The following is a 25,682-nucleotide window of genomic DNA, read 5'->3' on the forward strand; positions in this document are numbered from 1 at the left end:
AGAGGATGCTTCCCTTTCCCGTACTCCTGGCCGACATCGGCGGCACCTACGCCCGTTTCGCCATCGTGCCGTGGCCAGGCGCAGACCCAACACCGATCTGGAAGGCGGCGACGGCAGGCTTTTCTGGCCCAGTGGAGGCCGTCCGGTCCTATCTTGATGGGCCCGGAACGATCAGGCCCTGCGCCGCCTTCCTCGCCGTCGCGGGTCGGGTCGGTAGCGGCGTGACGCGCCTGACCAACGCGCCCTGGCGGTTCGATCTCGCTGAGATCGGCGTCGCCCTCGGCCTCGACGCGGTGCGGGTGGTCAACGACTACGTCCCCCTTGCGGCGGCCCTCACGATTCTTGACCAGGCCGCCCCCGCCGAACTGGTGCGGATCGGTCCATCGGTGACCGGCGCGGGCACGCGCCTCGTCATCGGGCCGGGGACGGGCCTCGGCGCGGCGGCCCTGATCCCGGCAGGCGAGCGTTACCTGATCCAGACGACCGAGGCCGGGCATACTGGGTTCGGACCCTGCGAGCCAGATGACGGCCTGCCATGGCACCAACTGATGCCGTCGGAGGGCAGGCTGACGGCCGAAACCCTGTTGTCCGGCCCTGGCCTTGTAAGGATCGCACGGGCGCTCGCGGCGGCACGCGACCCAGAGGTCGGCTGGCGCCTGCCGGCGGAGGTCCTCGACGGCAGGGCGGGGAACGCGGTCGCGCGCGAGACCGTCGAACAGTTCACACGCCTCCTGGGCCGCTTCGCTGGCGACTTGTCCCTGATGTTCGGGGCGACTGGAGGCGTCTTCCTGGCCGGCGGAATCGCTCCGCGGATCATCGCGGACCTGCAGGGCGACGCGTTCCACACCGCCTTCGAGGACAAGCCTCCCTTTCATGAGGCGATGTGCGCCGTCCCGCGCTTCGTCATCACGCGCCCGGAGCCCGCCATCGCTGGACTGGCCCTTCTGGCAAACGAAGACGGCTTCCTCTTCCCCGGCCAGGACTGGCGCAGGGTTGAGGCAGATCAAGGCCGAGCAACGACGCCCGCCGCACCATGAGGGTCTCTCGCGGTCGAGCCCAGGAGCGAACCCCATGTCCTATGCGAGCCTCATGGTCGCGGTCGATGACGGCCGCCACGCTGCAGGGCGGGTCCGCCTGGCCGCGGAACTCGCCCACCGCTTCGGCGCGCGCCTGGTCGGGGCGGCCGGCTGCTTGCCGGATTATCCGCAGGGGTTCGGCGAGACCATCGTTCCGGCCGGCATGGCCATCGAGGAGATCCGGGTGGCGGCCCTCGACCGGCTTAGGGGCGTCGAGCAGCTCTTCCGGCAAGCCTCGTGCCTGAACGACCGGGTCGCCTGGCGTTCAGATCTTGCCGCCCCGGTACCCTTCCTGGAGCAGCAGTCACGGGCAGCGGACCTAATCGTCGCCGGCCGCTACGCGGATGACGAAGGGGTGTTCCCCGGGATGGTGGTCGGCATCGGCGACGTGTTGATGGGCGGTGGCCGGCCCGTTCTGGTGGTCCCGCCGGGCGTCGAGCATCTGGAGGCGCGACGGGTGATCCTTGGCTGGAAGAACACGCTTCAGACGCGGCGGGCCGTCTCGGACGCCCTGCCGTTCCTGCGGCGGGCCGAGGCCGTCCAGGTGTTGCGGATCGCGGATGGCGAGGAGCGGTCGGAGATTGAGGACGTCGCTGCGTTCCTGGCACTGCACGACGTCAACGCGACCGCGCACGTCGTGAAGCCCTCGGGCTGGACCGTTGCCGACGATCTCAGGACAGCGGCCAGCGAATTCGACGCGGACCTGATCGTGACGGGCGCCTACGGCTACAGCCGCCTGCGCGAGTGGTTCTTCGGCGGGGTGACGCGCGACCTGCTGTCGAAGGGCCCTGTTTCCTGTCTGATGTCCCACTGATTGCGAGTCCGCTCATGTCCAACCCGGGCAGCCCCGAACATCCCGAGCCGAGTTTCCCACCACCGTCGCCGGCGTTCCCGCCCGAGCCAGGTCATGATCCCCTGCCAGAGCCCTTGGACGTGCCGACCTGGGAGCCCGCGGGCATTCCGGCTACGAACGAGCCGCTGGGGGTTCCTGGCGGGATACCCCCCGAGATCGTGCCCTGACGTGTTCCGGCGCCTGAGCGCCGGAGGAAATCGTCTGTCAACCGCGGACCGTGACGATCAGGCCGGGGTAGAAACCCGTCCGCTCATCGGAGTGCCCAAGCGGATTGCAGACAATTCGGGTTGATCCGGAGAGGTGGTCGGTAGCGGAGTGGACGTGACCGTGAATCCAGAGTTCGGGAGCTCGCGAGTCGATGAGGTCGCGCAGGTCCGAAGCGTAGCACCAGCGCATGTCGGCGTACGGATCCGGCAGGCTGGCCGGATGCGGGGCGTGATGCGTCACGACGACCGAAGGTCCGTCGTGATGCCTCCCGAGCTCCGCCTCGACGAAGGCAAGCGTCGCCCTGTGCATGGCAAGGACTTCGCCAGGGGCGATCCTGTTTCGCGAGCGGGGACCCGTCCTGATCCGCCGGTAGTCCACCATGCCGTATCGGCCCTGGGCGGACCCGAAGGCATGCGCTCGGTCGAAGCTCCCGAACCGGAAGTCCGTCCATAGGGTGCCACCCAGGAAGCGGGTGCCGCCGATCACAACCGCGTCATCGAGCAGCAAGCTGATGCCGAGCGCGGCCGCACGCTCACGGCCACGTTCCAGCTGGTCGTAGATCGTGTAGCGCTCCTCGCCCCGGTCCCACCAGTAGTCATGGTTGCCCGGCACGTAGACGAGCGGGATGCCCGGCAAGCGCTCGGCGAGCCAGTCCAGGGACCGCGTGAGAGGCATGTGCACGTCGCCGGCGACCACGGCCACGTCAAAGCCAGCCGGCGGCGCATGGAGGATGGGGTCCCAGGCGTTCTCGGGCCATTCCTGATGCAGGTCAGAGAAGACCCACAGGCGCTGGGGGGAGGGCGCCGTCATGACTGAACCCCGGGGCGGGCCGCGTTCTCCGCGAGACGAACCCGGATCTCGTCGAGGGTGACGGGACGAAAATCGAAGCAGTCCACGCCGACGTCGGTGCTTGTGGCCGTGCCCGGCAGAGAACCGTGGGAATGGCCGTAGAGGTGCAGATCGCCGCGATGCATCCGCGGCCAAACCCTGTGGGCGTAGTGACTGCACCAAATGCCCTGCAGGGTACCATCAGTAAGCGGAACGCGGACATGGGCAACGTCGACGACGGTACCGTTCCACGGCAGGCGGGACCCGATCCTGTCGTGGTTCCCACGCACGAGGAAGCGACGGCCGTTCAAGCGCGCGAAAATCCAGCGAGCGCGTTCCTCGGGGCAGCGGTAGCAGAAGTCTCCGAGGTGCCAGACCGTGTCCTGCGGGCGCACGGCGGCGTTCCAACGAGCGATGAGCGCCTCGTCGTGTTCCTCGATGTTGGCAAAGGGCCGGTTCAGTCCCAGGCGGGGGCCCAGGGTTGCCCGATGGGACCAGTGGGTATCGGACGTGAAGAGTGTTCGCGATGTCATCTCATGAGCCTCACGCGGATGCGGAGGCTCGACGCATGGGGTCGCGCGCTCCGGTTCAGTCGGGCGGGTGACGGTCCAGGCGTTTCATGGCAGGGAACTCCTTGCGCCAGTGGGTGATCGCCTGGCCGGCGGCGCCTGGCAAGTGGCGGGACGCAGGCACGGGGCATCAGCCCAGTGTTGATTTCCGGTGCACAGACCGGTTGGGAGGCCTTCCGCGGCGCTCAGGACGGAAAGAAGCCCTTGCGGTCCCCCGACCCCTCCTGCCCGACGAACATCGTCACCCGCGCGGGAGAAGGGAGGTCGAACGGCGGCCTGTCATTCTCAATGATGATGAATTGCGCCTTGTCCGCTTGTGACAGCAGGAACCGGTAGAACTGCTCCTTGAGACCGCTATCCACAACCTCCCTCTCGTCCTCGGCGATTGTCTCATGGTCGGTTTTCAAAGGGTCGCGGTAGCTGAGGAGCGGGCTATCGAGGGCGATGATGCCGGGATGCGGGAGCCCCTTCGACCGGCAGTGCAGGAGCACGCCGATCTTGAACGCGGCATTCATAAGGGCTCGGACGCCCTTTCCGTTCGCTCGGCGGTCCTTACCATTGAGGAGGATGTCGTGGCTGCCGGTATCGAACGACACGGTCGGCGACCCAGGGAAGCCCCAGGCATGCAGCACGGACTGAACCGTCGAGGCCAGTTCGTGGCCGGTGATCCCTCCGATGCCCACGCTGACGGACCCTCTTGGCACCGTCGTGGGCTTGAAAACCGTCAGCCGTGCACGCCGCGAACGCAATGACTCGATGGACTGGAGTTGGGCCAACCCTTGGCGGACGCTGTCCCGGACGCGGTCGAGCTCCTCGTAGGCGGCCCTGCTGGAGGCTTCCAGCGGCTTGAGGCCCTCGATACGTTCGTCGAGCGTGGCGACCTCTGAAGCCAGCCGCTCGGCCCTCTTGAAGAGCCCCTCGCGCTCGGCCTCCAGCGAGAGGATCGCCTTCCGAAGGTCAGACCGTTCGAGCCTGATCTTTGCGATTTCCGCGCGGGTCGCCGCCTGCGTCACCTCGATCTCATCGAAACCATGGGCGTGCCGCTGATGCTCTGGGTCAGCGCCGCAGAGAGGGCAGGCACGACGCGCACCGGCCAGGAGGGCGGCGCTGCCTTCCTCCAAAGCCTCAAGCCTGGCAACGTCGCTCTCGTAGACAGCGTCGAGCAGTGCGAAGCGGTCGAGTGTCACCGATATGTCCGCCCGACGCTCGTGCGCCTCGGCGCCCGCCTCGACTGTTGCACGACGCTCGTGGCGCAAGGCATCGAGCCCGCGCTGATGCTCGGATAGGGACTGCTGCAGCCCCTCGATGGACTCCGAGATACGACCTTCCTGAGCTTCGAGGTCGCCGTTGCCAGGCCAACGCCGCTTAAGTTCCTCTTCGGCGACGGAGATCATGTCGTCGATCAGCTCGATCTTGCCGAGGTTCGCGGTTCTCTGCGCTTCCGAACTCTTCGTCGTCTGCATGGCGCCGTCGTCGACGCCGGTGACGATGAACTTGAGGACGTTCTTGTCGAAGGTCTCGCCGCTCTGCGGAGCGATCCTGATGGGGCTCCACTCGCCAATCATGTTCGTCTCCTCCGTGAAGAGGTACGGGACGAAATGTCGGAAGGTGAAGGCGTTCTTGTCCGCGTTCTGGTTCCTGGCGATCTGCCGGTCCCGGATGCCGAGCTCGGACAGGAGGAAGCCCGACAGGCTTTCGCCCTTCGCGCGGTGTTCCGCCGAGAGCGTCCGCTCGGGTGTCTCCTCTGTGCCCGGCTCGACCGCTCGTCCATAGTACCCGAAGGCCCCGCCCGCGACGGATCGGACGAGCGTCACGCGCCCGCTCCTGGGAAGGTCGAGTTGCAGCCACGCCCGCTCGTAGCCTTGGATCTCCTCGATGTCCGGGAGAGCCGACCCCGCTCCCATCATGAAGTCGAGCGACTTCATGATGGATGTCTTCCCGGCGTTGGAGGCACCCCAGACAACGTTCACGCCCGGCACGAAGCCGATGTCGGCGAGGGCAACGCGCGGCCCTGTTAGAGACAGGCGACGCAGGATGAAGCGGGCTGGATCAGTCATGGTCATCCGAGCCGCGTGTTGCCCTCGGCAACGCCGAACGCCTCACCCCAATCCCCGATATGCTCGCGGATGCGCGCCTTGAAGCTGTCCTTGGTCTGCGAACGCACCTCGCGGGCGATCCATCCCGCGCACGCCTTCAGGTGCTCGGAGTAGGGGGTCTCCAGCAACTCGACGTACGAGGCGGCCTCGTCGGACGCTCGGTAAAAGATGCCGTCCGGTCCGCTCTCCTGGCGTACGAGGTGGCACCTGCGCATCAGGTCCAGGCTCCTCTCGACGAGGCGACGCCGCACCAGGAGCTCGCCCTTGCGCCCCGGAACGTCAGGATGGAGGCTCGGCGGTCCGCCAACGTCGGCGGTGTGAACAACGACATGGTCGAACAGCACCATCTCGGCCAGGTCGACGCGCTCGGGACGCAGGTGTTCGAGGACGATCACCGCCCTGATCCCCGCCTCAAGCGGGGAGTTGAAGAGGCGCCCGAAGGAATCGACGCTCACGGGATCCACTTCATCTGCCCTTCGTTGGCGAGGTGGTGACACATGCCTTGCCGCACAGGCACGCGCGCGAGCTTGCCCTTGATGGCGCAAGGCATCATCGCGGCGTGACGCATGATGGCCCCGACGCGTTCGAGGCGGCTGGTGTGTGCCTGCCGGTAGACGTCGATGACGCCAAAGTAGACCTCGCGCTCGAAAGCCACGAGCGCCTCAATGGAGGTGTTGTCGCGGTGGAAGGCCCGGAACGACGCGGCATCGAAGAACCGCGTTCGCTGCTCCCTGAGGTGGGAGCCGTGCTCGCCGTCCGCCAGCACGTCGTCGGCGGTCGCGAACGCTGAGCCGCGGGCCTCCGCATAGACTTGGCGGAGCTGGTCTATGTACTCCATCTCCTCCTGGCAGATCGCCTGTGGGACGGTGCCTTCTGGAGCATCGCCCGGAGGCAGGCCGAGGACCATCGTCAGGGCCTTGGAAGAGGCCGGGTGCTTCGCCAGGCCTGCGGCGGATAGGTGGCTTACCGCACCGAAATCATAGGCCTCGATCAAGGCGCGCAGTTCGGGGGTGAGGGGGACCTTACGCCGGCCGGTGATGTAGCCCGCGCAGTGCTGGTCCCACTTCGAGAGCAACGCCGCCTTGAGGTCGGACGGGTTGAAGATGAGGTCCTGCAATGGCCCGGCCACGCCGCGCGGGGCCACGAAGAAGTATTGCTCCGGCAACGTCCGGTAAGCGCCCTCCGAATGGTGATAAAAGACCTTGCCGAGTTCCCCGAGCGCCTCGGCCACACCCAGCGTGCTGCGAAGCGTCTTCCGCTTGCATTGGTAGAGGTGCCACGGTCCCTCGTGCTTGGCCGCCGTCACGAAGCCGACGACGTCGCGCCCCTTGTCGTTGGCCTGCCCGATCCGCTCAACGAGGTGGTAGCCGGCCCCGACGCGCTCGCACCACAGCTCGATGAACTCTTCGAGTTCGTCGTCCTCAAGCTCCTTGATGCGAATGGCGACGCTAGTCACGCGACCGATCCTCGAAGGCAGGGATGTAGGGAGACATCGGCGACGAAGCTTCGCCGACCGACCATTCGAAGGTAGCTCAGGGGTTTCGGGCAGCCAAGCGAGAGGTCGTGAAAAGCTGTGCCTGCGAGACGGCGTCACCTCGCGGCTTGGCCGTGGTGCACGCGTACGAGCACATGGGTCTCGGCATCGGGTAGATGGTAGGAGGTCGGCCTACCTCGTACCATTTGCCCACGGAACTGGACGCGTCCGTCCTCGTGTGCCGGACCCGATTTGCATTAATCTCTCGGGACGGTACGGTCGACCCGAACGTCAGATGGTAGGGGCAACAATCGATACAGGCCGTCCACCTTCGATAGTCGATGCTTGCCCCGGGAGGTCCGGTCCCAAAGCCGGTTGACCAGACCAACTTCGAGCGAAACGAAAGCGGCCGTGGCGAGGGCCTTGGTTTCGTTGTCGAACGCTTCGATGAGCTGGTCGGCGGTCATGGGCCCCCGCTCATCCAGCAGCCTGGCAACGTCGCGTGCCACCAAGTCCCAGAAGTGCAGCGCTGTTGAGGCCGCGATGCCTTTCACCTTCTTGCCACCCGGGGATTGGCATCCGACGACCGTGACAGCGCCCGATGGCTTGGCATCGTCGGGAGCCTGAGCTTCGCGCAACGACGAGATCTCCTCCCGAAGGCGTTGGTTCTCCTCGTTCAGGGAGACGAGCTTCCCGTCGAGCTCGCCCACCAGTCGTTGCACCTGCTCAAGTAGCCCAGGAGCCGGCGCCTGCGGGGGCTCCCGCTCCTGACGCGCCTTGGCCGCGGCTTCGCCGATCCTCATCGCCTCAGAGGCGAAGCCCGCGATGAGCTTCTCCATCTCCTCCGGCAGGTCGAGCTTCGCGAGGTGACCTTTGTACCGGCGGCGGTCCCTCCAATCCTCGAAGGGATCCTTCAGGTCACGGTTCGAGGCGGCCTTGCCCCGCAACTCGTCGCCCTTCCGATTTTGCTTGCTCAACGCCTCCCTGAGCGTTGCGTAGGAAACCAGGTCTCCGTTGGCGACCAATTCGTCAGCCAGGGTGTCGAAGGCGGGTTGTGGGATCATCGGCTGGTCTCGGCGTGTCATGGCCAGCCTGCCACCAAGCCGTGAAGAAGCCCTTCCTGCCCGGATCTCGGATTGCCCTGGCCGCCGAACGACTCAGTGATCGACGAAGCCGGCACGGCCCTGCCTTGGACGCCGCCCGGGATGGTTTCCACAGGCAATCCATGCGGGGACAAATCGGGGACAAATGCAAATTCGACGACCGCCCAAAATGAGCGGTGCCAACGACTTAGCGGAGGGGGAAGGTTCTGGCGGAGACGGAGGGATTCGAACCCTCGATACCCCTTTCGGGGTATGCTCATTTAGCAAACGAGTGCCTTCAGCCGCTCGGCCACGTCTCCGCAGGCGGTCGATCTAGAATTTCGGATGGGGCGGGTCAAGCTGCGATTGGCGCGGCGGCCGGGAAATCGATGCCTTCCGGGCGGGCGTGCCGTCGGGGCCACAGGCCCGGTGGATGCCCCGGCACGGCTGATCCGGGCAGGGCGGGGCGGCCTCTCCCGGCCGCCGCGCCGTCTCAGGCGCTGGCACGGTCTTGGGCGCTGGCAAGATCTGGCAAGGTTTCAGCCGCTGGCACGGTCTTGGGCGCTGGCGAGGCGCTTGCGCTGGACCTTGCCGTTGGCGGTCCGCGGCAGCGCGTCGAGGAAGCGGACTTCGCGGGGGCACTTGTAGGTCGCGAGCCGATCGAGGCACCAGGCCATGATATCGTCGGCGTCCATCACGACATCGGGCTTCGGGACGACGAAGGCGGTGATGACGCTGAGGTCGGCCCGAACCGCCATCTCCGCGACACCGACCTCGGCGACGCCGGGATGCTCGATCAGGACCCCCTCGATCTCGTTCGGCGAGACGCGGTAGCCGAACGCGTTCATCAGGTCGTCGTTGCGGCCGTGGAAGGTGAGGTAGCCGTCCGCATCGAGGCTCGCGAGGTCGCCACCCACGAACCACGCGCCGCGCATCACCGCGGCCTCCTCCTCGGGCCGGTTCCAGTAGCCCAGCATCAAGCCGGGCTCGGAGCGGTGGATGGCGAGGAGCCCGACCTCTCCCGGCGGCAGCGGATCCGCCGGCCCCTCGGCCGGCAGGATCGCGACACGGCGCCCGGGCTGCGGCTTGCCGGGCGAGCCGGGGCGCACGGGAATCGTCGGGCCACTCGAGACGTAGGTCGAGCACTCGCTCATCCCGAGGGCTTCGTAGAGGGGCTTTCCGGTCGCCTCGGTCCAGGCTGCGAGGAGTTCGGGCGACAAGGCCTCCCCCGCCGTCACCCCGTGGCGCAGGGTGCCGAGATCGACGGCGCCGAGATCGGCATATTTCAGGATCTGGCGGTAGAGGCTCGGCACGGCGGCGAACAGAGTTGCCCGATGACGGGCGATCAGGGTCGGCCAGATCGCCGGATCGCGCGGCCCGTCGTAGAGCACCGCCGTGGCGCCGCAGGCCCAGGGATCGGTGATCCCGACGCCCAGCGTGTAGGTCCAGTTCATCGTACCCGCATGGAGCATGACGTCATGCTCCGACAGGCCGAGCCAGTGCGCATGCATTGGCCGGCGCCCGCGGATGGCCCGATGGGCGTGCAGAACGCCCTTGGGCCGGCTCGTCGTCCCGGAGGTGTAGACCAGGGTCGCGGGATCCTCGGCCCGGGTGTCCGCGTAGTCGGGCAGTGCCGCGCCGGTCTTCATCGCGGCGATGTCGGCGGACCGGAGCAGGATTCGGTCTCCGAGTCCGGCCGGGTCGATGGAATGGCCCGCCCCCACGACCACGACGGACGCGCCGGCATTCTCCATCAGGAACGCGGCCTCGGGCTCGGTCAGCTGTGGTGAGGAGGGCAGGGCCACGAGGCCGGCGGCCAGCGCGCCGAAGTAGACCAGCACGTAGTCCGCCTCGTTGCCCATGCGGATCATGACGCGCGCGCCGGGCGCGAGGCCGAGGGCGCGGAGCCCGGCGCCGATGCCCCGGACCGCCCGATCGACCTCGCCGAACGTCAGGCTGCGAACGTCGTCGCCGGCGCCCGCCATGATGAGCGCCGTCTTGTCGGCACGCAGGCGGGCATTCTCGGCAAGACAGAAGCGCGCGCCGTTGAACGGCGGGGCCTCGGCGGCGGCGGCGAAGGATGAGGTCAAGCGCGGGCTCCGTGGCGACCCGCGCAAGGAAGCCGAAAGCGGGCGCCCCGACAAGGGCACCCGCTTCCGTGTTCCCGGCTTGGTGCCCCGCGGCGCAGCGCGCCCTCGGCCAGCGAACGCCTCAGCCGGCGATCTCCTTGGCGGCGACCAGCATCTCCTTCATGGCTTCCGCGGCAGCCTGGTAGGCGGGGGTGCCGACATCCCAGTTGCTGACCTTCAGGGCTTCCAGCATCTTGCTGGCCTCTGCGAAAGCCTTGCTCTCCGCCGCCACCAACCGGGCGAAGGCGGGGTGGGCGGCAGGCGCGGTCCCGGCCAGGTCGGTCTTCAGGCTCCGGCCGGGCTGTCCCGACAGGGTGGCCAGGGTCGCGTCCGGCTGCGCCATGCCGACGAGAACCCGCGCAAGTTTGCGCTTCCAGGCGCCGATATCGGCCGGCAGACGCACCAGGGCGTAGACGGGTACGTCGCGGGCATTGGTGTTCAGCGCCGTCTGGCCGGTGGCCTCGGCGCGCACGAGGCGGCTCGTGATCTTCTCGATCTCCTCGTGGGTCTTCGCGGCCTTCGCGGCGATGTTCTGCACGCTGGTCGAGATTTCCGAGGTGGCCGCCCGCTGTTGTCCCAGCATCTGCGAGATCGCCTGGTTCAGGTCGCTGGCCTGGGCGATGCGGGCATTCGTCTCGACGATCCGATGTTCGAGGTGATCGACGATGGTGCGGCCCGTGGTGACGGCGCTGCGGCTCTCGTGAACCGCCTCCGAGATCGCCCCCATCTCGGCGGTGAGGGTGCTCAGCAGCCCGCGGATCTCCCCGGTGGACTTGGCGGTCTGGGCGGAGAGCGACTTGACCTCGGCGGCGACCACGGAGAACCCGCGACCGGCCTCGCCCGCCCGGGCCGCCTCGATCGTGGCGTTGAGGGCCAGGAGATTGGTCTGCGCCGAGATCGCCGCGATGGTGGTGGCCATCACCTCGATCTGGGCGATCGCGCGCTCCAGGACGATGACGCGATCGGAGATCTGGGACGTCCGGGCATCGATCTCGTGCATCGCCGTGCGCGCCTTCTGCGCGTCCTGGATGCAGGCCTGGGTCTCCGCGAGGGCATCCCGCGCGACGGTCACGACCGTCTCGGACGTCTGGGCCACCTCCGCCACGGACGCCGCCATCTCCTCGGCGGCGCCCGCGATCGTCTGGGTGGCGCTGGCCACCTCACCGACGTCGTAGGTCATCCAGCCCGTGTTGGTTGCCGCCTCCGACGCTTCGCGAGCGACGGTGGCGGTGGTGCCCAGGCTGCGCAGGAGGTCGGCTTCGCGATCGGCGTGCAACCGCTCGATCGCGGCGCGGAGCGGCCCCTCGGGCAGATCGACCGATGCGAGATTTTGGCTCACCATCAGCGATTCGACGGCCTGCACCAGACGGGCTTCGTCGCGGATCTGAGCGGCCTCCGGCGCCGCTTCGGTGACGGGTGGCTTCGTGGCGGAACGGGCGAAGGGAAGGCCGAGCATCGCGGTTGGTCCTGTAAGGCGTAGCGATGTGATCTACCGGTCTTCCATTAATGTATCCTTATTGCCCAAGACATCCACATCAGGTCGAGAAGCGTTCCGTGTCCTGCCTTAACGAGTCTTGGTGCAGCGCAACCGATCGAAACCTCGCTCGGCGCAATCACTGCTTGTTGTCTACCGTAGAACCGAGGTCGGAAAACTTCGCTCTTTCCTGAGCCTATAGCCTAAAGGCGGTCTTGACACGGCTTTTCCGTGACCGCTGAGGGGCCGTTGCGCAGACCGAGAGGCGCGTCCCTCCGGTATTAAGGCGGGCATGAAAGACGCTTCAGGCCTGTGTCTACTTTTACACAATCCGACGATGCTGAGACTCGCCTGGGTGGTCGGGGACGCAGCTTCGCGCAGCCTCCGGCGAAGGCGGCAGGCACCAGTCTGGACCAAATCTGTTCAGTCGTTGAACCATCCCGGGGATCATGGCGCCGGGCAGGGCCCCACAATGCAGGGTGGCACCGGGGCAGGGGCCCCGGACGACCCGCGGCGCGTCGGATCCCGGTCGCTCGCCCGCGTTGGGAGACCGGTCGGAGCGAGCCGTGTCTCAGGCCGAGCGGGACAGGGGCACTTCGCGCGGACCGATCAGATCCGCCTTGCGCTCCAATAGAGTCGGCGGCGGGACCGGAGCCTCGATGGTGCAGACGACACCCGTGGCCGCGAACAGCAATTGAACCTCGCCATCGAGTTCCCGGGCAAGGCTGCGCTCGATCAGGCGCGAGCCGAACCCGGTCCGGGTCGGCGCAACGACGGGGGGGCCGCCATCCTCGCTCCAGCGCAGGATCAGGCGGATTTCCGCCTGGCGCTCCACCGACCAGGCGATCGTCACCGTGCCCCCCTCCTGCGAGAGGGCACCGTACTTCACCGCATTGGTGCCGAGTTCGTGCAGCGCCATGGCGATCGAGAGGGCCAGACGCGGCGGCAGCCGCAGGGCGGGACCGGAGACGACGAACCGGGAGCGCTGTCCCTCCGTCGCATCGAGCGGGGCGATGGCGTCGGCCACGACGTTTCCGAGTTCGGCGCCATCCCAGCTCTCCCGGGTGAGGACGTTGTGGACCCGCGCCAGGGCCAGCAGGCGGGCCTCGAACGCGGCTCGCGCCGCGGTGGCCTCCGGCCCTTCGAGCCGGCGCAGGGACTGCCCCGCGATCGATTGCACGGTGGCCAGGGTGTTCTTCACCCGATGGTTCAATTCGTGGATCAGGAGTTGTTGGTGCTCGGCGGCGCGCTTGGCGTCGGTGATGTCGACGTTGCACCCGGTATAGCCGAGGAAATTGCCAGTATCGTCCGTCCGCGGCACCCCCTCGCAGCGCAGCCAGCGCACGACGCCGTCCTGGTCCACCACCCGGACGTCGGCCTGGAAGGGCAACCGGGCCACGAAGGCATCGCGAAAGCGGGTCGCGAAGGCCTCGTAATCCTCGGCGAAGATGATCCGGCGCCAGTCCTCGCCGGCCAGCACGGCGGCCGTATGGAGGCCGAACATGTGGTCGAAATGCATGTTGGCGAAGCTGATCTGGGCGCTCTCGTCGGTCATCCAGATCAGGGCCGGCGCGGAATCGGCCATGTGGCGGAAGCGCGCTTCGCTCTCGCGCAGGGCACTCAGGCCCCGCTCGGTCTCCGCCAGCGCCCGGTCGCGCTCGTCGCTGCGCAGGCGCAGGCGCTGGGAGGCATCCGCGAGCACGTCCCCCAGGCGCCGGATCTCGTGGATCGGCGAGGTGATCCGCGGGATGACCTCGCCGCGCGCGAGGGCCGGCCCCGTCGCCGCGAGCCGGCGCAGGGGCTGCGAGACCCGCGACCACAGGTGGACCGCCAGGATGGACGAGGTCGCCAGCACGAGGAGGCCGAAGCCGCAGAAGGCCCAGATCCAGTTGCGCAGGCGCGCTTCCACCAGGGCCTGTGGGATGATCGCGGCCGCCGTCCAGCCGGTGAGGCGGGAGCGTGCCTCGACGACCGTCACGGCCTTCATGCGACGATCCTTGCCTTCCCAGACATTCGGCGTCGCGGTCTGGTACTGACGCAGCGTCGCGAGGCGCTGCGAGCCGATCATGGCGTCCGGATCGGGCAGCCGCGCCAGGATGACCCCGTCCCGGTCGGAGAGGCCGGTGGTCCAACCCTCGACGGCTTCCCGGGCGACGAGGCTGTCCAGGCGGCTGATCGGGACCGTGAAGCTGAGGATGTGGGTGACGCCGCCCTCGCCGAACACCGGCACGGCGACCGCGTAGGTCGCGTCCGTCGGCTTCATGCCCTTGACGTACCCGGAGACCACGGCGCGCTGACTGCCCGAGGCGATCTCGCGATCGAACGGCAATGCGCTGCGCGGCAGCGGAGCCCGGCGCGGCACCGCCGTGTTCACGACCTGCTGTCCGTCCGGCCGCCGCAGGAGGATGTCGAGGCCGACCGCGTCCCGCACGAGGCGCGCCTGAGCGTCGAAATTGTCGAATTCGCCGTCCTTCAACCGCGGTGACGTGGCGAGGGTCTGCAGCACCGAGACGAGGCCCGCCGTATCGCGGTCGACGGAGAGAGCGATGCTGCGCACGTTCTCGCGGGCGTCCTGCTCGAAGCGGGCCCGCTCCGTCCCCGCATAGCGCGCGAGGAGGATGGCCGTGAACAGCAGGCCCGGTCCGATCAGCGCGATCACCAGGGCGACCAGATAGACCTGGGTCGAGAACCCGCGCTGTCGAACCCGCGCGAAGGCGGAGGCGAGCGACCTCGGCCCCCACCACCGGCGCCCCGTCGTGGTCTCTCCCGGAGGCGGATTGCTCATGGGCGCGCGACGCCCGCGCGATCGATATGTCCGAGGTCGCGAGCCGGCGCGAGGTGATCCCGAACGCGCTGCTTCAGGACTTTGACGTCGGGAAAGCCGCCGTCGCGCGTCCGATCCCAGATCAGGTGCGGTCCGCACAGGATCACGAACACGCCGCCGGTTCCGGGAACCAGCGCCACCTCGCCGAGGTCGTCCCGAAACGTGGAGAGGAGCTCCTGCGCCATCCATCCCGCCCGCAGCAGCCACTGGCACTGCGTGCAGTAGGTGATCGAAACCCGCGGCTTCTCGGGCGATGGGCGGGGCGTTTCGTCCATGGCGGGTAAAGCGACCGATCGCCCCCGGCTTGTCAACCGAAACGCACGCCCGGGCACCGCGAGGCGCCGGCCTCGGCAGGGTTCGACCAAGATTTCCCGTGAACGGCCAAGTTTTTCCCTGTGCGTCTTTATCGCAGCGCCAGCGTGCCTATGTGTGATCACGTGCCGATGAGGGACCCATCCTCGCGCGGCGCTCGGTTTGCAGGGAGTTCAAGCATGCGTTCAGGTGTCGTCACCCCGACGACGGGTCCCGTCCGGGCCTGGCTCGGCAGGGTTCGGATCGCCGTCGCGGCTCTCGCCCTGGGTACGACCCTGACCGGCTGCGGCGCGATCAACCGGGTTCCGACCCTGGAGGAGCGGGCCAAATCCTCCTGGAGCGAGGTGCAGAACCAGTACCAGCGCCGGGCCGACCTGATCCCGAACCTCGTGGAGACGGTGAAGGGCTACGCCCAACAGGAAAAGGACGTGCTGATCGGCGTCACCGAGGCGCGGGCCAAGGCCTCCAGCGTCAAGGTCGACGCCTCCACGGTGAGCGACCCGCAGAAATTCGAGGAATTCCAGGACGCCCAGAACCAGCTCTCCGGCGCCCTGGGTCGCCTGCTCGTGACGGTGGAGCGTTACCCGGAGCTGAAGTCGAACCAGAACTTCCTCGCCCTGCAATCGCAGCTCGAGGGGACCGAGAACCGGATCGCCGTCGCGCGGCGCGACTACATCGGCGCCGTCCAGGACTACAACACCGAGGTCCGGACCATTCCGGGACGCTGGATCGCCGCCTGGTTCTACCCCGAGGCAAAACCGATGGAGACCTTCACGGCGACGCCCAATTCCGAGCGCCCGCCGAACGTGAAGTTCTAGCCCGCCATGGATCGCCCGCGCTTGCGCCGTCCGCGCTCGGGACATCCGCGCTCGGGCGGCGCCGGGACATCCGCCATCCGGTCGATCGCTACGCGGCTGATCCTCGGGCTCTGGCTCGTCGCGGCCACCAGCGGCCTCGCGCTCGCGCAGACCGGTGCCGCCGAACCGACCTTTCCCGCCCTGACCGGACGGGTGGTCGACGGCGCCGGCATCCTCAAGCCCGAAGACCGGACGGCCCTCGAGACCAAGCTCAAGGCGTACGAGGACAAGACCTCCGATCAGGTGGTGGTCGCCACGGTCCCGAGCCTGCAGGGCCGGACCGTGGAGGACTATGCCAACCGCCTGTTCCGCGCCTGGAAGCTCGGACAGGCCAAGACCAACAACGGGGCGCTGCTCCTCGTTGCCCCCAATGAACGCAAGGTCCGGATCGAAGTCGGCTACGGCCTCGAGGGCGCCCTGACCGATGCCCTCTCGAAGGTGATCATCACGACCGCGATCACGCCGCGCTTCAAGACGGGCGACTACGCCGGCGGCATCAATGCGGGCGTCGACGCCATGCTGTCGATCCTCGCGGGCGACGCCGAGGCGTGGCACCGCAAGGCGGAGGTGCGCAGCGACGAGGCCGATCCCGGACAGGTGGTGATCTTCATCGTGCTGTTCCTCGTTGTCCTGTTCGTCGTCTACCGGATGAACCGTGGGCGCCGGGGCGGGGGAGGCGGCTTCATCATCCTGCCGGGGCCATCCGCGGGTGGCTGGAGCGGCGGCGTCTCCGGCGGCTTCGACGGGGGTGGCTTCTCCGGCGGGGGTGGCTCGTCGGGTGGGGGAGGGGCCTCCGGTGACTGGTAAGCAGCGTCCCTTCCTCGAGGAACCGGCCCGGACGCGGATCGCGGAGGCGATCCGCCGGGCCGAGACCGCGACGGCCGGCGAGATCGTCGTGCTGGTGGCGGCCCGTGCCGGGCTCTACCGCTCCGCGCCGCTGCTGCTGGCCCTGGCGGTCGGCCTCGTCCTGCCCTGGCCGCTGATCGCCCTGACGCCGTGGAGCGCGGCCTCGATCGCGCTGGCGCAGGTCGCCGCGGTCCTGCTGGCGCTCCTGGCGGGGCTCCATCCCCGGATACGGATGGCCCTGGTGCCACGGGCGATCCGTCGCGACCGCGCCCACGAACAGGCCCTGCGCGAGTTCACCACCCGCGGGCTCAGCCAGACGGAAGGGCGGACCGGCGTGCTGATCTACGTCGCCCGCGCCGAAGGCCATGCCGAAATCGTCGCCGATCACGGCGTCGCCGCGCGCGTCCCGGCCTCCGCTTGGTCCGGCGCGATCGAGGGGCTCCTGGCTGCCCTGCGGCGTGGCGAGGCCGAGGCGGGCCTGACGAATGCCGTCGTGCAGGTCGGTACCATCCTGGCCGGGCAGCTCCCGCCGGAAGCCAGGCCCGTCGACGCCCTGCCGAACCGCGTGATCGAACTCGATTGACGATCGGGAGTCTGCGCAACCCAGGGTGAGAAAACGCCGGATGGGTGATTCAATCCCGTATGATTGAAATCGCAGGCCCCTGGTCCTGCGGAAGAATTTGCGCGAGAAGAGCCCTTGACGACCTGCTACGAAGGACAGGTCGCTGGAGCGAGACGTCATGAGTGCGGTAACGAAGCACGGGCCCTGGGCCCTCGTGGGAGCGTTGGGGGCGGCGGCCCTCGCCATCGTCGCGACGACGCGCGGCGAGACGGTCAACGCCCTCTGGGTCGTCGTGGCGGCCGTCTGCATCTACCTGATCGCCTATCGCTACTACTCGCTCTTCATCTCCTCCAAGGTCATGCGGCTCGACGACAGCCGCCCAACCCCGGCCCACGTCCACAACGACGGGCTCGACTACGTCCCCACCAACCGCAACGTGCTGTTCGGCCACCACTTCGCCGCCATCGCCGGCGCCGGACCGCTGGTGGGCCCGGTGCTCGCGGCGCAGATGGGCTACCTGCCGGGCCTGCTCTGGATCCTGGCCGGCGTGGTGCTCGCCGGCGCCGTGCAGGACTTCATGGTCCTCTTCATCTCGATGCGCCGGGACGGCCGCTCGCTGGGCGAGCTGATCCGCGCGGAGCTCGGCACCATCCCGGGCGTCATCGCCCTGTTCGGCACCTTCATGATCATGGTCATCCTGCTGGCGGTGCTGGCGATGATCGTCGTGAAGGCCCTGGCCGAGAGCCCCTGGGGCACCTTCACGGTCGCGGCGACGATCCCGATCGCGATGCTGATGGGTCTCTACGCCCGCTACATCCGCCCCGGAAAGGTCGGCGAGGTCTCGATCATCGGCTTCGTGCTGCTGATGCTGGCTATCGTCTACGGCGGGAACGTCGCGGCGGACCCCTACTGGGGGCCCTTCTTCACCTATACCGGCACGCAGCTGTGCTGGCTGCTGATCGGCTACGGCTTCATCGCCTCGATCCTGCCGGTCTGGCTCCTGCTCGCCCCGCGCGACTACCTCTCGACCTTCCTCAAGATCGGCACGATCATCGGCCTGGCCCTGGGCATCGCCTACGTCGCCCCGCACATGCAGATGCCGGCCGTGACCAAGTTCGTCGACGGCACCGGACCGGTCTGGGCCGGGTCGCTGTTCCCGTTCCTGTTCATCACCATCGCGTGCGGCGCGGTCTCGGGCTTCCACGCCCTGATCTCCTCGGGCACCACCCCGAAGCTGATCGACCGTGAGTCCGATGCCCGCTTCATCGGCTACGGCGGCATGCTCATGGAGAGCTTCGTGGCCGTGATGGCGCTGGTCTCCGCCAGCGTGATCGAGCCGGGCATCTACTTCACCATGAACGCCCCGGCCGGCCTCGTCGGCACGACGCCGGAGACCGCGGCTGCCGCGGTGACGAAGCTCGATCCCGCCTTCGCCATCACATCCGAGCAGATCGCTCAGACGGCCAAGGACGTCGGCGAGCACTCGATCATCTCCCGCGCCGGCGGCGCGCCGACCCTCGCGGTGGGCATGGCGCACATCATCTCCTCGGCCATCGGTGGCAAGACGATGATGGCGTTCTGGTACCACTTCGCCATTCTGTTCGAGGCGCTGTTCATCCTGACGGCGGTGGATGCCGGCACGCGCGCCGGGCGCTTCATGCTCCAGGACCTGCTCGGGCTCGTCTCGCCACGGTTCAAGGACACCTCGGCCTGGGCACCCAGCATCCTGGCCACCGCCCTCTGCGTCGGCGCCTGGGGCTACTTCCTCTACCAGGGCGTCACCGATCCGCTCGGCGGCATCTACACCCTGTGGCCGCTGTTCGGCATCTCCAACCAGATGCTGGCCGCCGTGGCCCTGACGCTCGCCACCGTGGTGATCTTCAAGATGAAGCGCGAGCGCTACGCCTTCGTCACGATCATCCCCACCGCTTGGCTCTGCCTCTGCACCCTCACGGCCGGCTGGCAGAAGATCTTCTCGGCCGACCCCAAGATCGGCTTCCTCTCCCATGCCGATCGCTTCTCTGCCGCCATCGCGGAGAACAAGGTGCTGGCACCGGCCAAGACCATGGCCGACATGCACAAGATCGTCTTCAACGACCGGATCGATGCGGCCCTCGCAGTTCTGTTCGTCGGCCTCGTGCTCGCCATCGCCGCCTTCGGCATCATGGCCTGCCTGAAGGCCTATCGGGCCGATCGCTGGACCGCCCTGGAGAGCGGCGGCCCGGCCGCCGTTCCCGCGGAGTAAGTCCCATGGCGCTGTCGTCGACCGAGTTGCGGGACCGTCTCAGGACCTTCTCGAAATGCGTCTGCGACGGCGCTCGCCTGATGGTGGGGCAGGGCGATTACGAGGCCTATGCCGCCCATATCCGGAAGACGCATGCGGACCAGGAGCCCATGAGCGAACGGGAGTTCTTCCGGAACCGGGAGAACGCCCGCTTCGGCGTCGGCAACCGCAGCGGCTTCCGCTGCTGCTGAGCGCTGCCGCCTGCCCGTCTCGCGGGTGTTAACCAGACGAGCGGACTCACGGGTGTGACCCTGGCAGTGCCGCCCGAAATCGGCTTAGCTTGCGCCTCCGATGTCCGGGGGCACCATGACACAGCCGCTGGCGTTCGACGCTCGCTCCAGTTCGGGCCGCGTCGGCGCGATCACCTTCGATAAGCGGCTCATCGGCCTCACCGGCCTCGCGATCCGCGGCTTCCTGCTGTCGCTGGTCACCTTCGGGATCTACCGGTTCTGGTACATCACCGACCTGCGGCGCTATTTCTGGAACCGCACCGTCATCGACGGCAGCCCGGGCGAGTATGTAGGCCGGGGCAAGGAACTGTTCCTCGGCTTCCTCGTCGCCCTCGCCGTGCTGATACCGATCTACGCGGTGATCTTCGTCGCGACCCTCTCGGTCCCGTCGCTCGCCCCCTTCGGCAGCATCCTGTCCTTCGCCATCCTGTTCGTCCTCGGCCAGTTCGCGGGCTACCGCGGTCGCCGCTACCGGGCCTCGCGCACGCTCTGGCGCGGGATCCGGCTGGGACAGGACGGATCGGCGATCACCTACGCGCTGATGGCGACGGGCTGGGCGCTCCTGACCCTGGTCACCCTCGGCCTCGCGTTTCCGTTCATGCGGGCGAGCCTGGAGCGCTATCGGATCACCCATACCCTGATCGGGTCGAGCCGCATGGACTCGTCGGCCCGTGGCCGGTCGCTGCTCCTGCCCTGGCTGAGCTTCTACGCCGTCGTTCTCCTGCCGGTCCTCGGCGCGCTGTTCGCCTTCCTGACCGCCACGGACTTCACCCTCCCGGCCGACCTGTTCGTGCCGAAGCCCGGCGGCAAGCCGAGCGAGACCATCTTCAATCCCGCCTATGCCGGCACACCTGTCGCCACCTATGGGGCGATCCTCGTCGGCACGCTGGGCCTCACCGCGTCCCTCGGCTTCCTGCTGATTCCGTTCTACCGGGCACGCGAGACGCGCGTCTTCATGAACGCGGCGAGCCTCGGGCCGGTGCGGCTGTCGTCGACGCTGAAGGCGCGACAGTTCTACTGGCCCTACATCGTCTACCTGCTGTCGATCATCGGCCTCGTCGTCGTGCTCGGCCTCGTCATCGGCGGCGGCGCGTTCCTGCTCCAGGCGAAAGGCCCCGCGAGCGGGGCGTCCTGGGTGATCGGCCTCGGCCTGGTCGTCGGCTATCTCGGCGGAGCCCTCGTCTTCGCCGTGCTCTACGTCCGCGTCATCACCGCACGCCTCTGGGCCGCCGTCGCCACGACCACCACCGTCGCGGACGCGGAGGGGCTCGCCGCCATCCTTGCCTCCAGCCGCCGCGTCGGCAGCGGGCTGAACGAGGGCCTCGCCGATGCCCTCGATGTCGGTGGCGCCCTGGAGGTCGGGTTCTAGCCCGACCGCCCGAACAGGAGCGGAGCGCTCCGGATAAGGCCGATGCAGCACACAGGTCCGGTCGCGTCGCCGCCGGTCGCCACCGGCACCTATCTCGACGGCCTCAGCGCCCGGGCGCACCCGGTGACGCTGCGGCTCGCCGACCGCCTCGAGATCGACGGAGCCGGCACCCGCCTCGCCTGGGACCTCGCCGACCTCGCGGCCGGCGACACGGTCCCGCCCCTGGTACGGATCGGCCCGCGGGGCAGCCCCGCCCGGGTCGAGTTCGCCGACCCCGGCTTTGCCGACGCCCTCGCGGGCCGCTGCCCCGACCTCTACAGGTCCGACGCGGCCGGCGCCGGTGGAACCTGGCGCCTGGTCCTGTGGTCGGTCGCCGCCGGCGTGTCGGTGCTCGTCCTGGCGATCTACGGGGTTCCGGTCATCGCCGGCCGCCTGGCGCCCCTGGTGCCGAATGCGATCGAGACGCGGCTCGGCAGTGCGGTCGAGGGCCAGGTCGGCCGCCTTCTCGGCGATCCACCGGTTTGCGACGAGCCCGCGGCCCGGACCGTCCTCGACCGGCTGGTGACGCGCATGACCCAGCGCGAAGACCTGCCGGGCGAACCCCTGGTCAGCGTGCGCCGGCACCCCCTCGCGAATGCGCTGACCCTGCCCGGCGCGCGGGTGCTCGTGCTCTCGGACCTCATCGACAAGGCGGAGAGCCCGGATGAGTTCGCCGGAATCCTCGCCCATGAGCTCGGGCACGTCGCCGCGCACGATCCCATGCGGGCCCTTTTGGCCGCGGGCGGAAGCTCGTTCCTTCTCAGCCTCGTTCTCGGCGACCTCACGGGCTCGACGATCCTCATCGCCACGGGGCAGGCCGCGATCTCGGCCGGCTATTCCCGCGAGGCTGAGAACGCCGCGGATGCCTACGCGGTGACCCTGATGCGCCGAGCCGGGGGCGATGCTGCGGCGCTGGCGACGATCCTGGAGCGGATCGCCGGGGACGGGGACCAGGGCGCGGTCGCGACGTTCCTCCGCAGCCATCCCATGACACGGGAACGCGCCCAGCGGATCCGCACCCTGGCGGGCCTCGGGAGCGGCGGGCGGCAGATCCTCACGGGCGCGGACTGGGCGTTGCTGAAAGGCATCTGTCGCAACGTCCCGGTGAAATCAGCACAGTAATCGGGCAGCAGCGCCGAAGTTTAGGCGACCGGTTTACACCCGGAAACAAAAATCTCGGGTTGAGACCTCGATTGCGTCGCGGCGTCACGGCTACAGAGAAACCGGTGGCATGCGACCACCGTGGTACACCAGCCTGAACGCGATCGCGTGGGAGCCGCATGGGCCTCGTCCAGTATGCTCTGAAGTTCCGCATCACGATCTACGTGCTCGCCGTGCTGATGATGCTCGGCGGCGCGGCAGCGGTCGTGGTCGCCCCGAAGGACGTCCTGCCCACCGTGGATATCCCGGTGGTCGTGGTGGTGTGGACGTATAACGGTCTGTCGACCTCCGAGATGGAGCGTCGCATCACGACCTATGCGGAGTTTTCGCTCTCGAACAACGTCAACAACATCGCCCGAATGGAGTCGACGACCCTCCAGGGCACGGCGATCCAGAAGATCTACTTCGATGGTTCGGTGAGCATCGACCTCGCCATCGCGCAGGTCGTCTCGGCGATGAACTCGATCCGCTCGACGATGCCGCCCGGCGTACAGCCCCCCATCGTCCTGCGCTTCTCGGCCTCCTCGGTGCCGGTGATCCAACTCGCGCTCTCCTCCGACCGGGAGAGCCTGACGAAGGTCTTCGACTACGCCCAGTATCGCATCCGCCAGCGCCTGACCCAGGTCCCGGGCTCGACCCTGCCGTCGCCGTTCGGCGGCACGCCGCGCCAGATCATGGTCGATCTCGACCTGCACGCCCTCCAGGCCCTCGGGCTGACCGCCCTCGACGTCACCAACGCGGTGACGGCGCAGAATCTGACGATCCCCTCCGGCCTCGCGAAGATCGGCGAGCAGCAATATCCGGTGCAGCTCAACGCCTCGCCCGAGGCGATCGAAGCCCTGAACCAGATCCCGATCAAGGTGGTGGGCGGCCAGCCGATCCTGGTGCGCGACGTCGCCAACGTCCGCGACGGCGGGCCGCCGCAGGTCAACATCGTGCGCGCGGACGGCCTGCACTCGGTGCTGATGCGCATCTTCAAGAACGGCACCGCCTCGACGCTGGACGTCGTCAACAACGTCAAGAAGGCGCTGCCCGACATCCAGGCCGCCGCCCCCGAGGGCATGAGCCTGAAGCCGCTGTTCGATCAGTCGGTCTTCGTCTCCGCCGCCATCGAGGGCGTGATCCACGAGGCGATCATCGCGGCGGGCCTGACGGGCCTCACCATCCTGCTGTTCCTCGGGTCGTGGCGCTCGACCATCGTGGTGCTGGTCTCGATCCCGCTCTCGATCCTGACTTCGCTGGCGATCCTGGCGGCGCTGGGGGAGACCATCAACGTGATGACCCTCGGCGGCCTCGCCCTGGCGGTCGGCATCCTGGTCGACGACGCCACCGTGGCGATCGAGAACACCTACCGGCTGTTCGAGGAGGGCGAGCCCTTCCGCAAGTCGGTGGTGGAGGGCGCGGCCGGCATCGCCAAGCCGGCGCTGATCTCGACCCTGTCGATCTGCGCCGCCTTCGTCTCGGTCTTCGCCCTGACGGACACGCCGAAATACCTGTTCACGCCCCAGGCTCTGGCGGTCGTGTTCGCCATGCTGACCTCCTACGTCCTGTCGCGCACCCTGGTCCCGGTGCTGATCGACGTGCTGGTGGCGCGGGAATACGACACCAAGCACGGGGAGGGCGCCGCGCCGCGGCGGGGACGCGTCGCCCGTGCCCTCGGATGGGTCGGCGGCCCGGTCTTCCGCTTGGCCGGCTGGTTCCGGCACGGCTTCGAGCTGCGGTTCGCGCGCTTCCACCGCGGCTATCTCGGTCTGCTCCACGTCGTCATCGCCCGCCGCGCCGCGACGCTGACCCTGGTGGCCGTCGTCTTCGCCGCCACCGCCGGGCTCTTCGTCTTCGTCGGGCAGGACTACTTCCCGCAGGTCGCCTCAAGCCAGATGACCCTGCACCTGCGGACCCGCCCGGGGATGCGCATCGAGACGGCCGAGCAGGTCTTCGCCCAGGTCGAGAACGTGGTCCGCGAAGTCATTCCCGAGGGCGAGATCGACCAGATCCTCGACAACATCGGCCTCCCGGCGAACAACTACAACTTCGCCTTCTCGGACGGTTCGTTCGTCGCCTACAACGACGGCCAGATGCTCATCAACCTCAGGGAGGGTCACGGCTCGGTGGCGGACTACACCAAGCACCTGCGCGAGGTGCTGCGCGAGCGTTTCCCCGACGTGGTGTTCTACTTCCAGCCCTCGGACATCATCACCCAGATCCTGAACTTCGGCACGCTCGCGCAGATCGACATCCAGGTCACGGGGCGCAACACCGCCAAGGATCTCGAGGTGGCGCAAAACATCGTCCGCCGCCTCAAGGCGGTGCGCGGCGCCGTCGACGTGCACCTGCACCAGATCGTCGGCACGCCGCAGTTCTTCGTCGACGTGGACCGGCGGCTCGCCTCGGAGCTCGGGCTCACCCAGCAGCAGATCGCGCAGGGCCTGAACGTCTCGCTGTCGGGCTCCTTCCAGGTCACGCCGAACTTCTGGACCGACCCGAAGACCGGCATCCCCTACCAGCTCTGGGTCCAGACGCCGGAATACCGCAACGACTCGCTGACCGCGCTCCAGAATACGCCGCTCCTGGTCAATGGCGGCGCCGATGCGCCCGGGGTGCTGACGCTCCTCTCCAGTGTCTCGACCATGCGCCGGGAGGGGTCGCAGACGGTGATCAACCACGTCAACACGCAGCCGACCTTCAACGTCTACGCGGCGGTGCAGGACAGCGATCTCGGCTCGGTCTCGAAGGAGATCCGCCAGATCGTCGCCGAGGAGCAGAAGGCCCTGCCGGCGCCGGACAAGATCATCGTGCGCGGGCAGATCGAGAACATGGAATCCGCCTTCTTCCGGCTCCAGGTCGGCCTGGCGATCGCCCTGGTGGCGGTCTACCTGCTGATGGCGGTGAACTTCCAGAGCTGGGGTGATCCCTTCGTGGTGCTGGCCGCCCTGCCGCTCGCCTTCTGCGGCATCGTCGCGAGCCTGTTCATCACCGGGACGACGTTCTCGATTCCCTCACTCTTCGGCGCGATCATGTCGGTGGGCATCGCCTCCGCGAACTCGATCCTGCTGGTGACCTTCGCCAAGGAGCATCGCGAGGCCACCGGATGCGGTGCCGTCGAGGCGGCCCTGCTCGCCGGCGAGACACGCCTGCGGCCGGTGCTGATGACCGCGAGCGCGATGTTCCTCGGGCTCATTCCGATGGCGCTCGGCACGGGCGAGGGCGGCGAGCAGAACGCGGCTTTGGCCCGGGCCGTGATGGGCGGCATCGCCATCGGCACGCCGGCGACGCTGCTCTTCGTGCCGTTCCTGTACGCGCTGCTGCGCCGGGGCGCGGTCAAGCCCCTGGAGGATTACGCGTGAGCCGTCGGCGGATCGTCAGGTTTCGGATCTTGGTTCGAAGGTTGGTCATGAATCGCAGGGTGAAGC

The 25,682-nt window shown here is 68.2% G+C and carries 20 protein-coding genes and 1 tRNA gene; 10 read left to right on the forward strand and 11 right to left on the reverse strand.

Annotation, left to right across the window (positions count from 1 at the left end; genetic code table 11):
• Positions 1–5: 5 nt before the first annotated feature.
• Positions 6–1,037 (forward strand): glucokinase, encoded by a 1,032-nt coding sequence (locus tag CRT23_RS13235; RefSeq protein WP_103710166.1) that lies wholly within the window; start codon positions 6–8, stop codon positions 1,035–1,037.
• A gap of 34 nt (positions 1,038–1,071) precedes the next feature.
• On the forward strand, positions 1,072–1,890 hold the full coding sequence (locus CRT23_RS13240) for a universal stress protein (RefSeq protein WP_103710088.1): 819 nt from the start codon (positions 1,072–1,074) through the stop codon (positions 1,888–1,890).
• Between the two features lie 243 nt (positions 1,891–2,133).
• On the opposite strand, the gene CRT23_RS13250 is transcribed toward CRT23_RS13240, so the two are convergent.
• The 11 genes from CRT23_RS13250 to CRT23_RS13305 all read right to left on the reverse strand — a co-directional run bounded on the left by CRT23_RS13250 (position 2,134) and on the right by CRT23_RS13305 (position 14,887).
• Positions 2,134–2,946, reverse strand: coding sequence for a metallophosphoesterase (locus tag CRT23_RS13250; protein ID WP_103710090.1), 813 nt, complete (start codon positions 2,944–2,946; stop codon positions 2,134–2,136).
• Entirely contained in the window at positions 2,943–3,497 is a 555-nt protein-coding gene (locus tag CRT23_RS13255) for a metallophosphoesterase (RefSeq protein WP_103710091.1), read from the reverse strand. The genes CRT23_RS13250 and CRT23_RS13255 overlap by 4 nt, the downstream gene beginning before the upstream one ends.
• Positions 3,498–3,718: 221 nt before the next feature.
• Positions 3,719–5,590 (reverse strand): hypothetical protein, encoded by a 1,872-nt coding sequence (locus CRT23_RS13260; protein ID WP_103710092.1) that lies wholly within the window; start codon positions 5,588–5,590, stop codon positions 3,719–3,721.
• 2 nt (positions 5,591–5,592) lie between these two features.
• A complete protein-coding gene (locus CRT23_RS13265; RefSeq protein ID WP_146056383.1) occupies positions 5,593–6,084 on the reverse strand; it encodes an ABC-three component system middle component 2 in 492 nt (163 codons plus the stop codon).
• Positions 6,081–7,085: an ABC-three component system protein gene (locus CRT23_RS13270; RefSeq protein ID WP_181017345.1), complete on the reverse strand. Its 1,005-nt coding sequence runs from the start codon at positions 7,083–7,085 to the stop codon at positions 6,081–6,083. Before CRT23_RS13270 ends, CRT23_RS13265 begins: the two co-directional genes overlap by 4 nt.
• Before the next feature lie 275 nt (positions 7,086–7,360).
• Positions 7,361–8,167 carry a hypothetical protein gene (locus CRT23_RS13280; protein ID WP_103710096.1) on the reverse strand — a complete coding sequence of 269 codons (807 nt, stop codon included), beginning with the start codon at positions 8,165–8,167 and terminating at the stop codon, positions 7,361–7,363.
• A 246-nt stretch (positions 8,168–8,413) separates the two neighbouring features.
• Positions 8,414–8,505 (reverse strand) — tRNA-Ser (locus CRT23_RS13285).
• Between the two features lie 219 nt (positions 8,506–8,724).
• Positions 8,725–10,275, reverse strand: coding sequence for an AMP-binding protein (locus tag CRT23_RS13290; protein ID WP_103710097.1), 1,551 nt, complete (start codon positions 10,273–10,275; stop codon positions 8,725–8,727).
• A gap of 121 nt (positions 10,276–10,396) precedes the next feature.
• Positions 10,397–11,770 carry a methyl-accepting chemotaxis protein gene (locus CRT23_RS13295; protein WP_103710098.1) on the reverse strand — a complete coding sequence of 458 codons (1,374 nt, stop codon included), beginning with the start codon at positions 11,768–11,770 and terminating at the stop codon, positions 10,397–10,399.
• A gap of 589 nt (positions 11,771–12,359) precedes the next feature.
• Positions 12,360–14,573: an HWE histidine kinase domain-containing protein gene (locus CRT23_RS13300; protein WP_103710099.1), complete on the reverse strand. Its 2,214-nt coding sequence runs from the start codon at positions 14,571–14,573 to the stop codon at positions 12,360–12,362.
• Positions 14,570–14,887 (reverse strand): SelT/SelW/SelH family protein, encoded by a 318-nt coding sequence (locus CRT23_RS13305; protein WP_103710100.1) that lies wholly within the window; start codon positions 14,885–14,887, stop codon positions 14,570–14,572. Before CRT23_RS13305 ends, CRT23_RS13300 begins: the two co-directional genes overlap by 4 nt.
• A gap of 216 nt (positions 14,888–15,103) precedes the next feature.
• On the opposite strand from CRT23_RS13305, the gene CRT23_RS13310 reads away from it, so the two are divergent.
• From CRT23_RS13310 to CRT23_RS13345, 8 genes are all read left to right on the forward strand, one after another.
• The gene (locus CRT23_RS13310; RefSeq protein WP_103710101.1) at positions 15,104–15,742 is read left to right on the forward strand and encodes a LemA family protein; all 639 of its coding nucleotides are present in this window, start codon (positions 15,104–15,106) and stop codon (positions 15,740–15,742) included.
• Positions 15,743–15,838: 96 nt separating this feature from the next.
• On the forward strand, positions 15,839–16,588 hold the full coding sequence (locus CRT23_RS13315; protein ID WP_245436210.1) for a YgcG family protein: 750 nt from the start codon (positions 15,839–15,841) through the stop codon (positions 16,586–16,588).
• The gene (locus CRT23_RS13320) at positions 16,578–17,210 is read left to right on the forward strand and encodes a TPM domain-containing protein (protein ID WP_103710103.1); all 633 of its coding nucleotides are present in this window, start codon (positions 16,578–16,580) and stop codon (positions 17,208–17,210) included. Before CRT23_RS13315 ends, CRT23_RS13320 begins: the two co-directional genes overlap by 11 nt.
• A 157-nt stretch (positions 17,211–17,367) precedes the next feature.
• Positions 17,368–19,434 (forward strand): carbon starvation CstA family protein, encoded by a 2,067-nt coding sequence (locus CRT23_RS13325; protein ID WP_103710104.1) that lies wholly within the window; start codon positions 17,368–17,370, stop codon positions 19,432–19,434.
• A 5-nt stretch (positions 19,435–19,439) separates the two neighbouring features.
• Complete coding sequence (locus CRT23_RS13330) at positions 19,440–19,664, forward strand: YbdD/YjiX family protein (protein ID WP_055953333.1); 225 nt, start codon at positions 19,440–19,442, stop codon at positions 19,662–19,664.
• A gap of 115 nt (positions 19,665–19,779) precedes the next feature.
• On the forward strand, positions 19,780–21,072 hold the full coding sequence (locus CRT23_RS13335; RefSeq protein WP_245436193.1) for a DUF898 family protein: 1,293 nt from the start codon (positions 19,780–19,782) through the stop codon (positions 21,070–21,072).
• 42 nt (positions 21,073–21,114) lie between these two features.
• Complete coding sequence (locus CRT23_RS13340; protein WP_103710106.1) at positions 21,115–22,233, forward strand: M48 family metallopeptidase; 1,119 nt, start codon at positions 21,115–21,117, stop codon at positions 22,231–22,233.
• Between the two features lie 158 nt (positions 22,234–22,391).
• Positions 22,392–25,616 carry an efflux RND transporter permease subunit gene (locus CRT23_RS13345; protein ID WP_103710107.1) on the forward strand — a complete coding sequence of 1,075 codons (3,225 nt, stop codon included), beginning with the start codon at positions 22,392–22,394 and terminating at the stop codon, positions 25,614–25,616.
• Positions 25,617–25,682: the final 66 nt, after the last annotated feature.

The organism is Methylobacterium sp. V23, assembly GCF_002917135.1.
Lineage (GTDB): Bacteria > Pseudomonadota > Alphaproteobacteria > Rhizobiales > Beijerinckiaceae > Methylobacterium.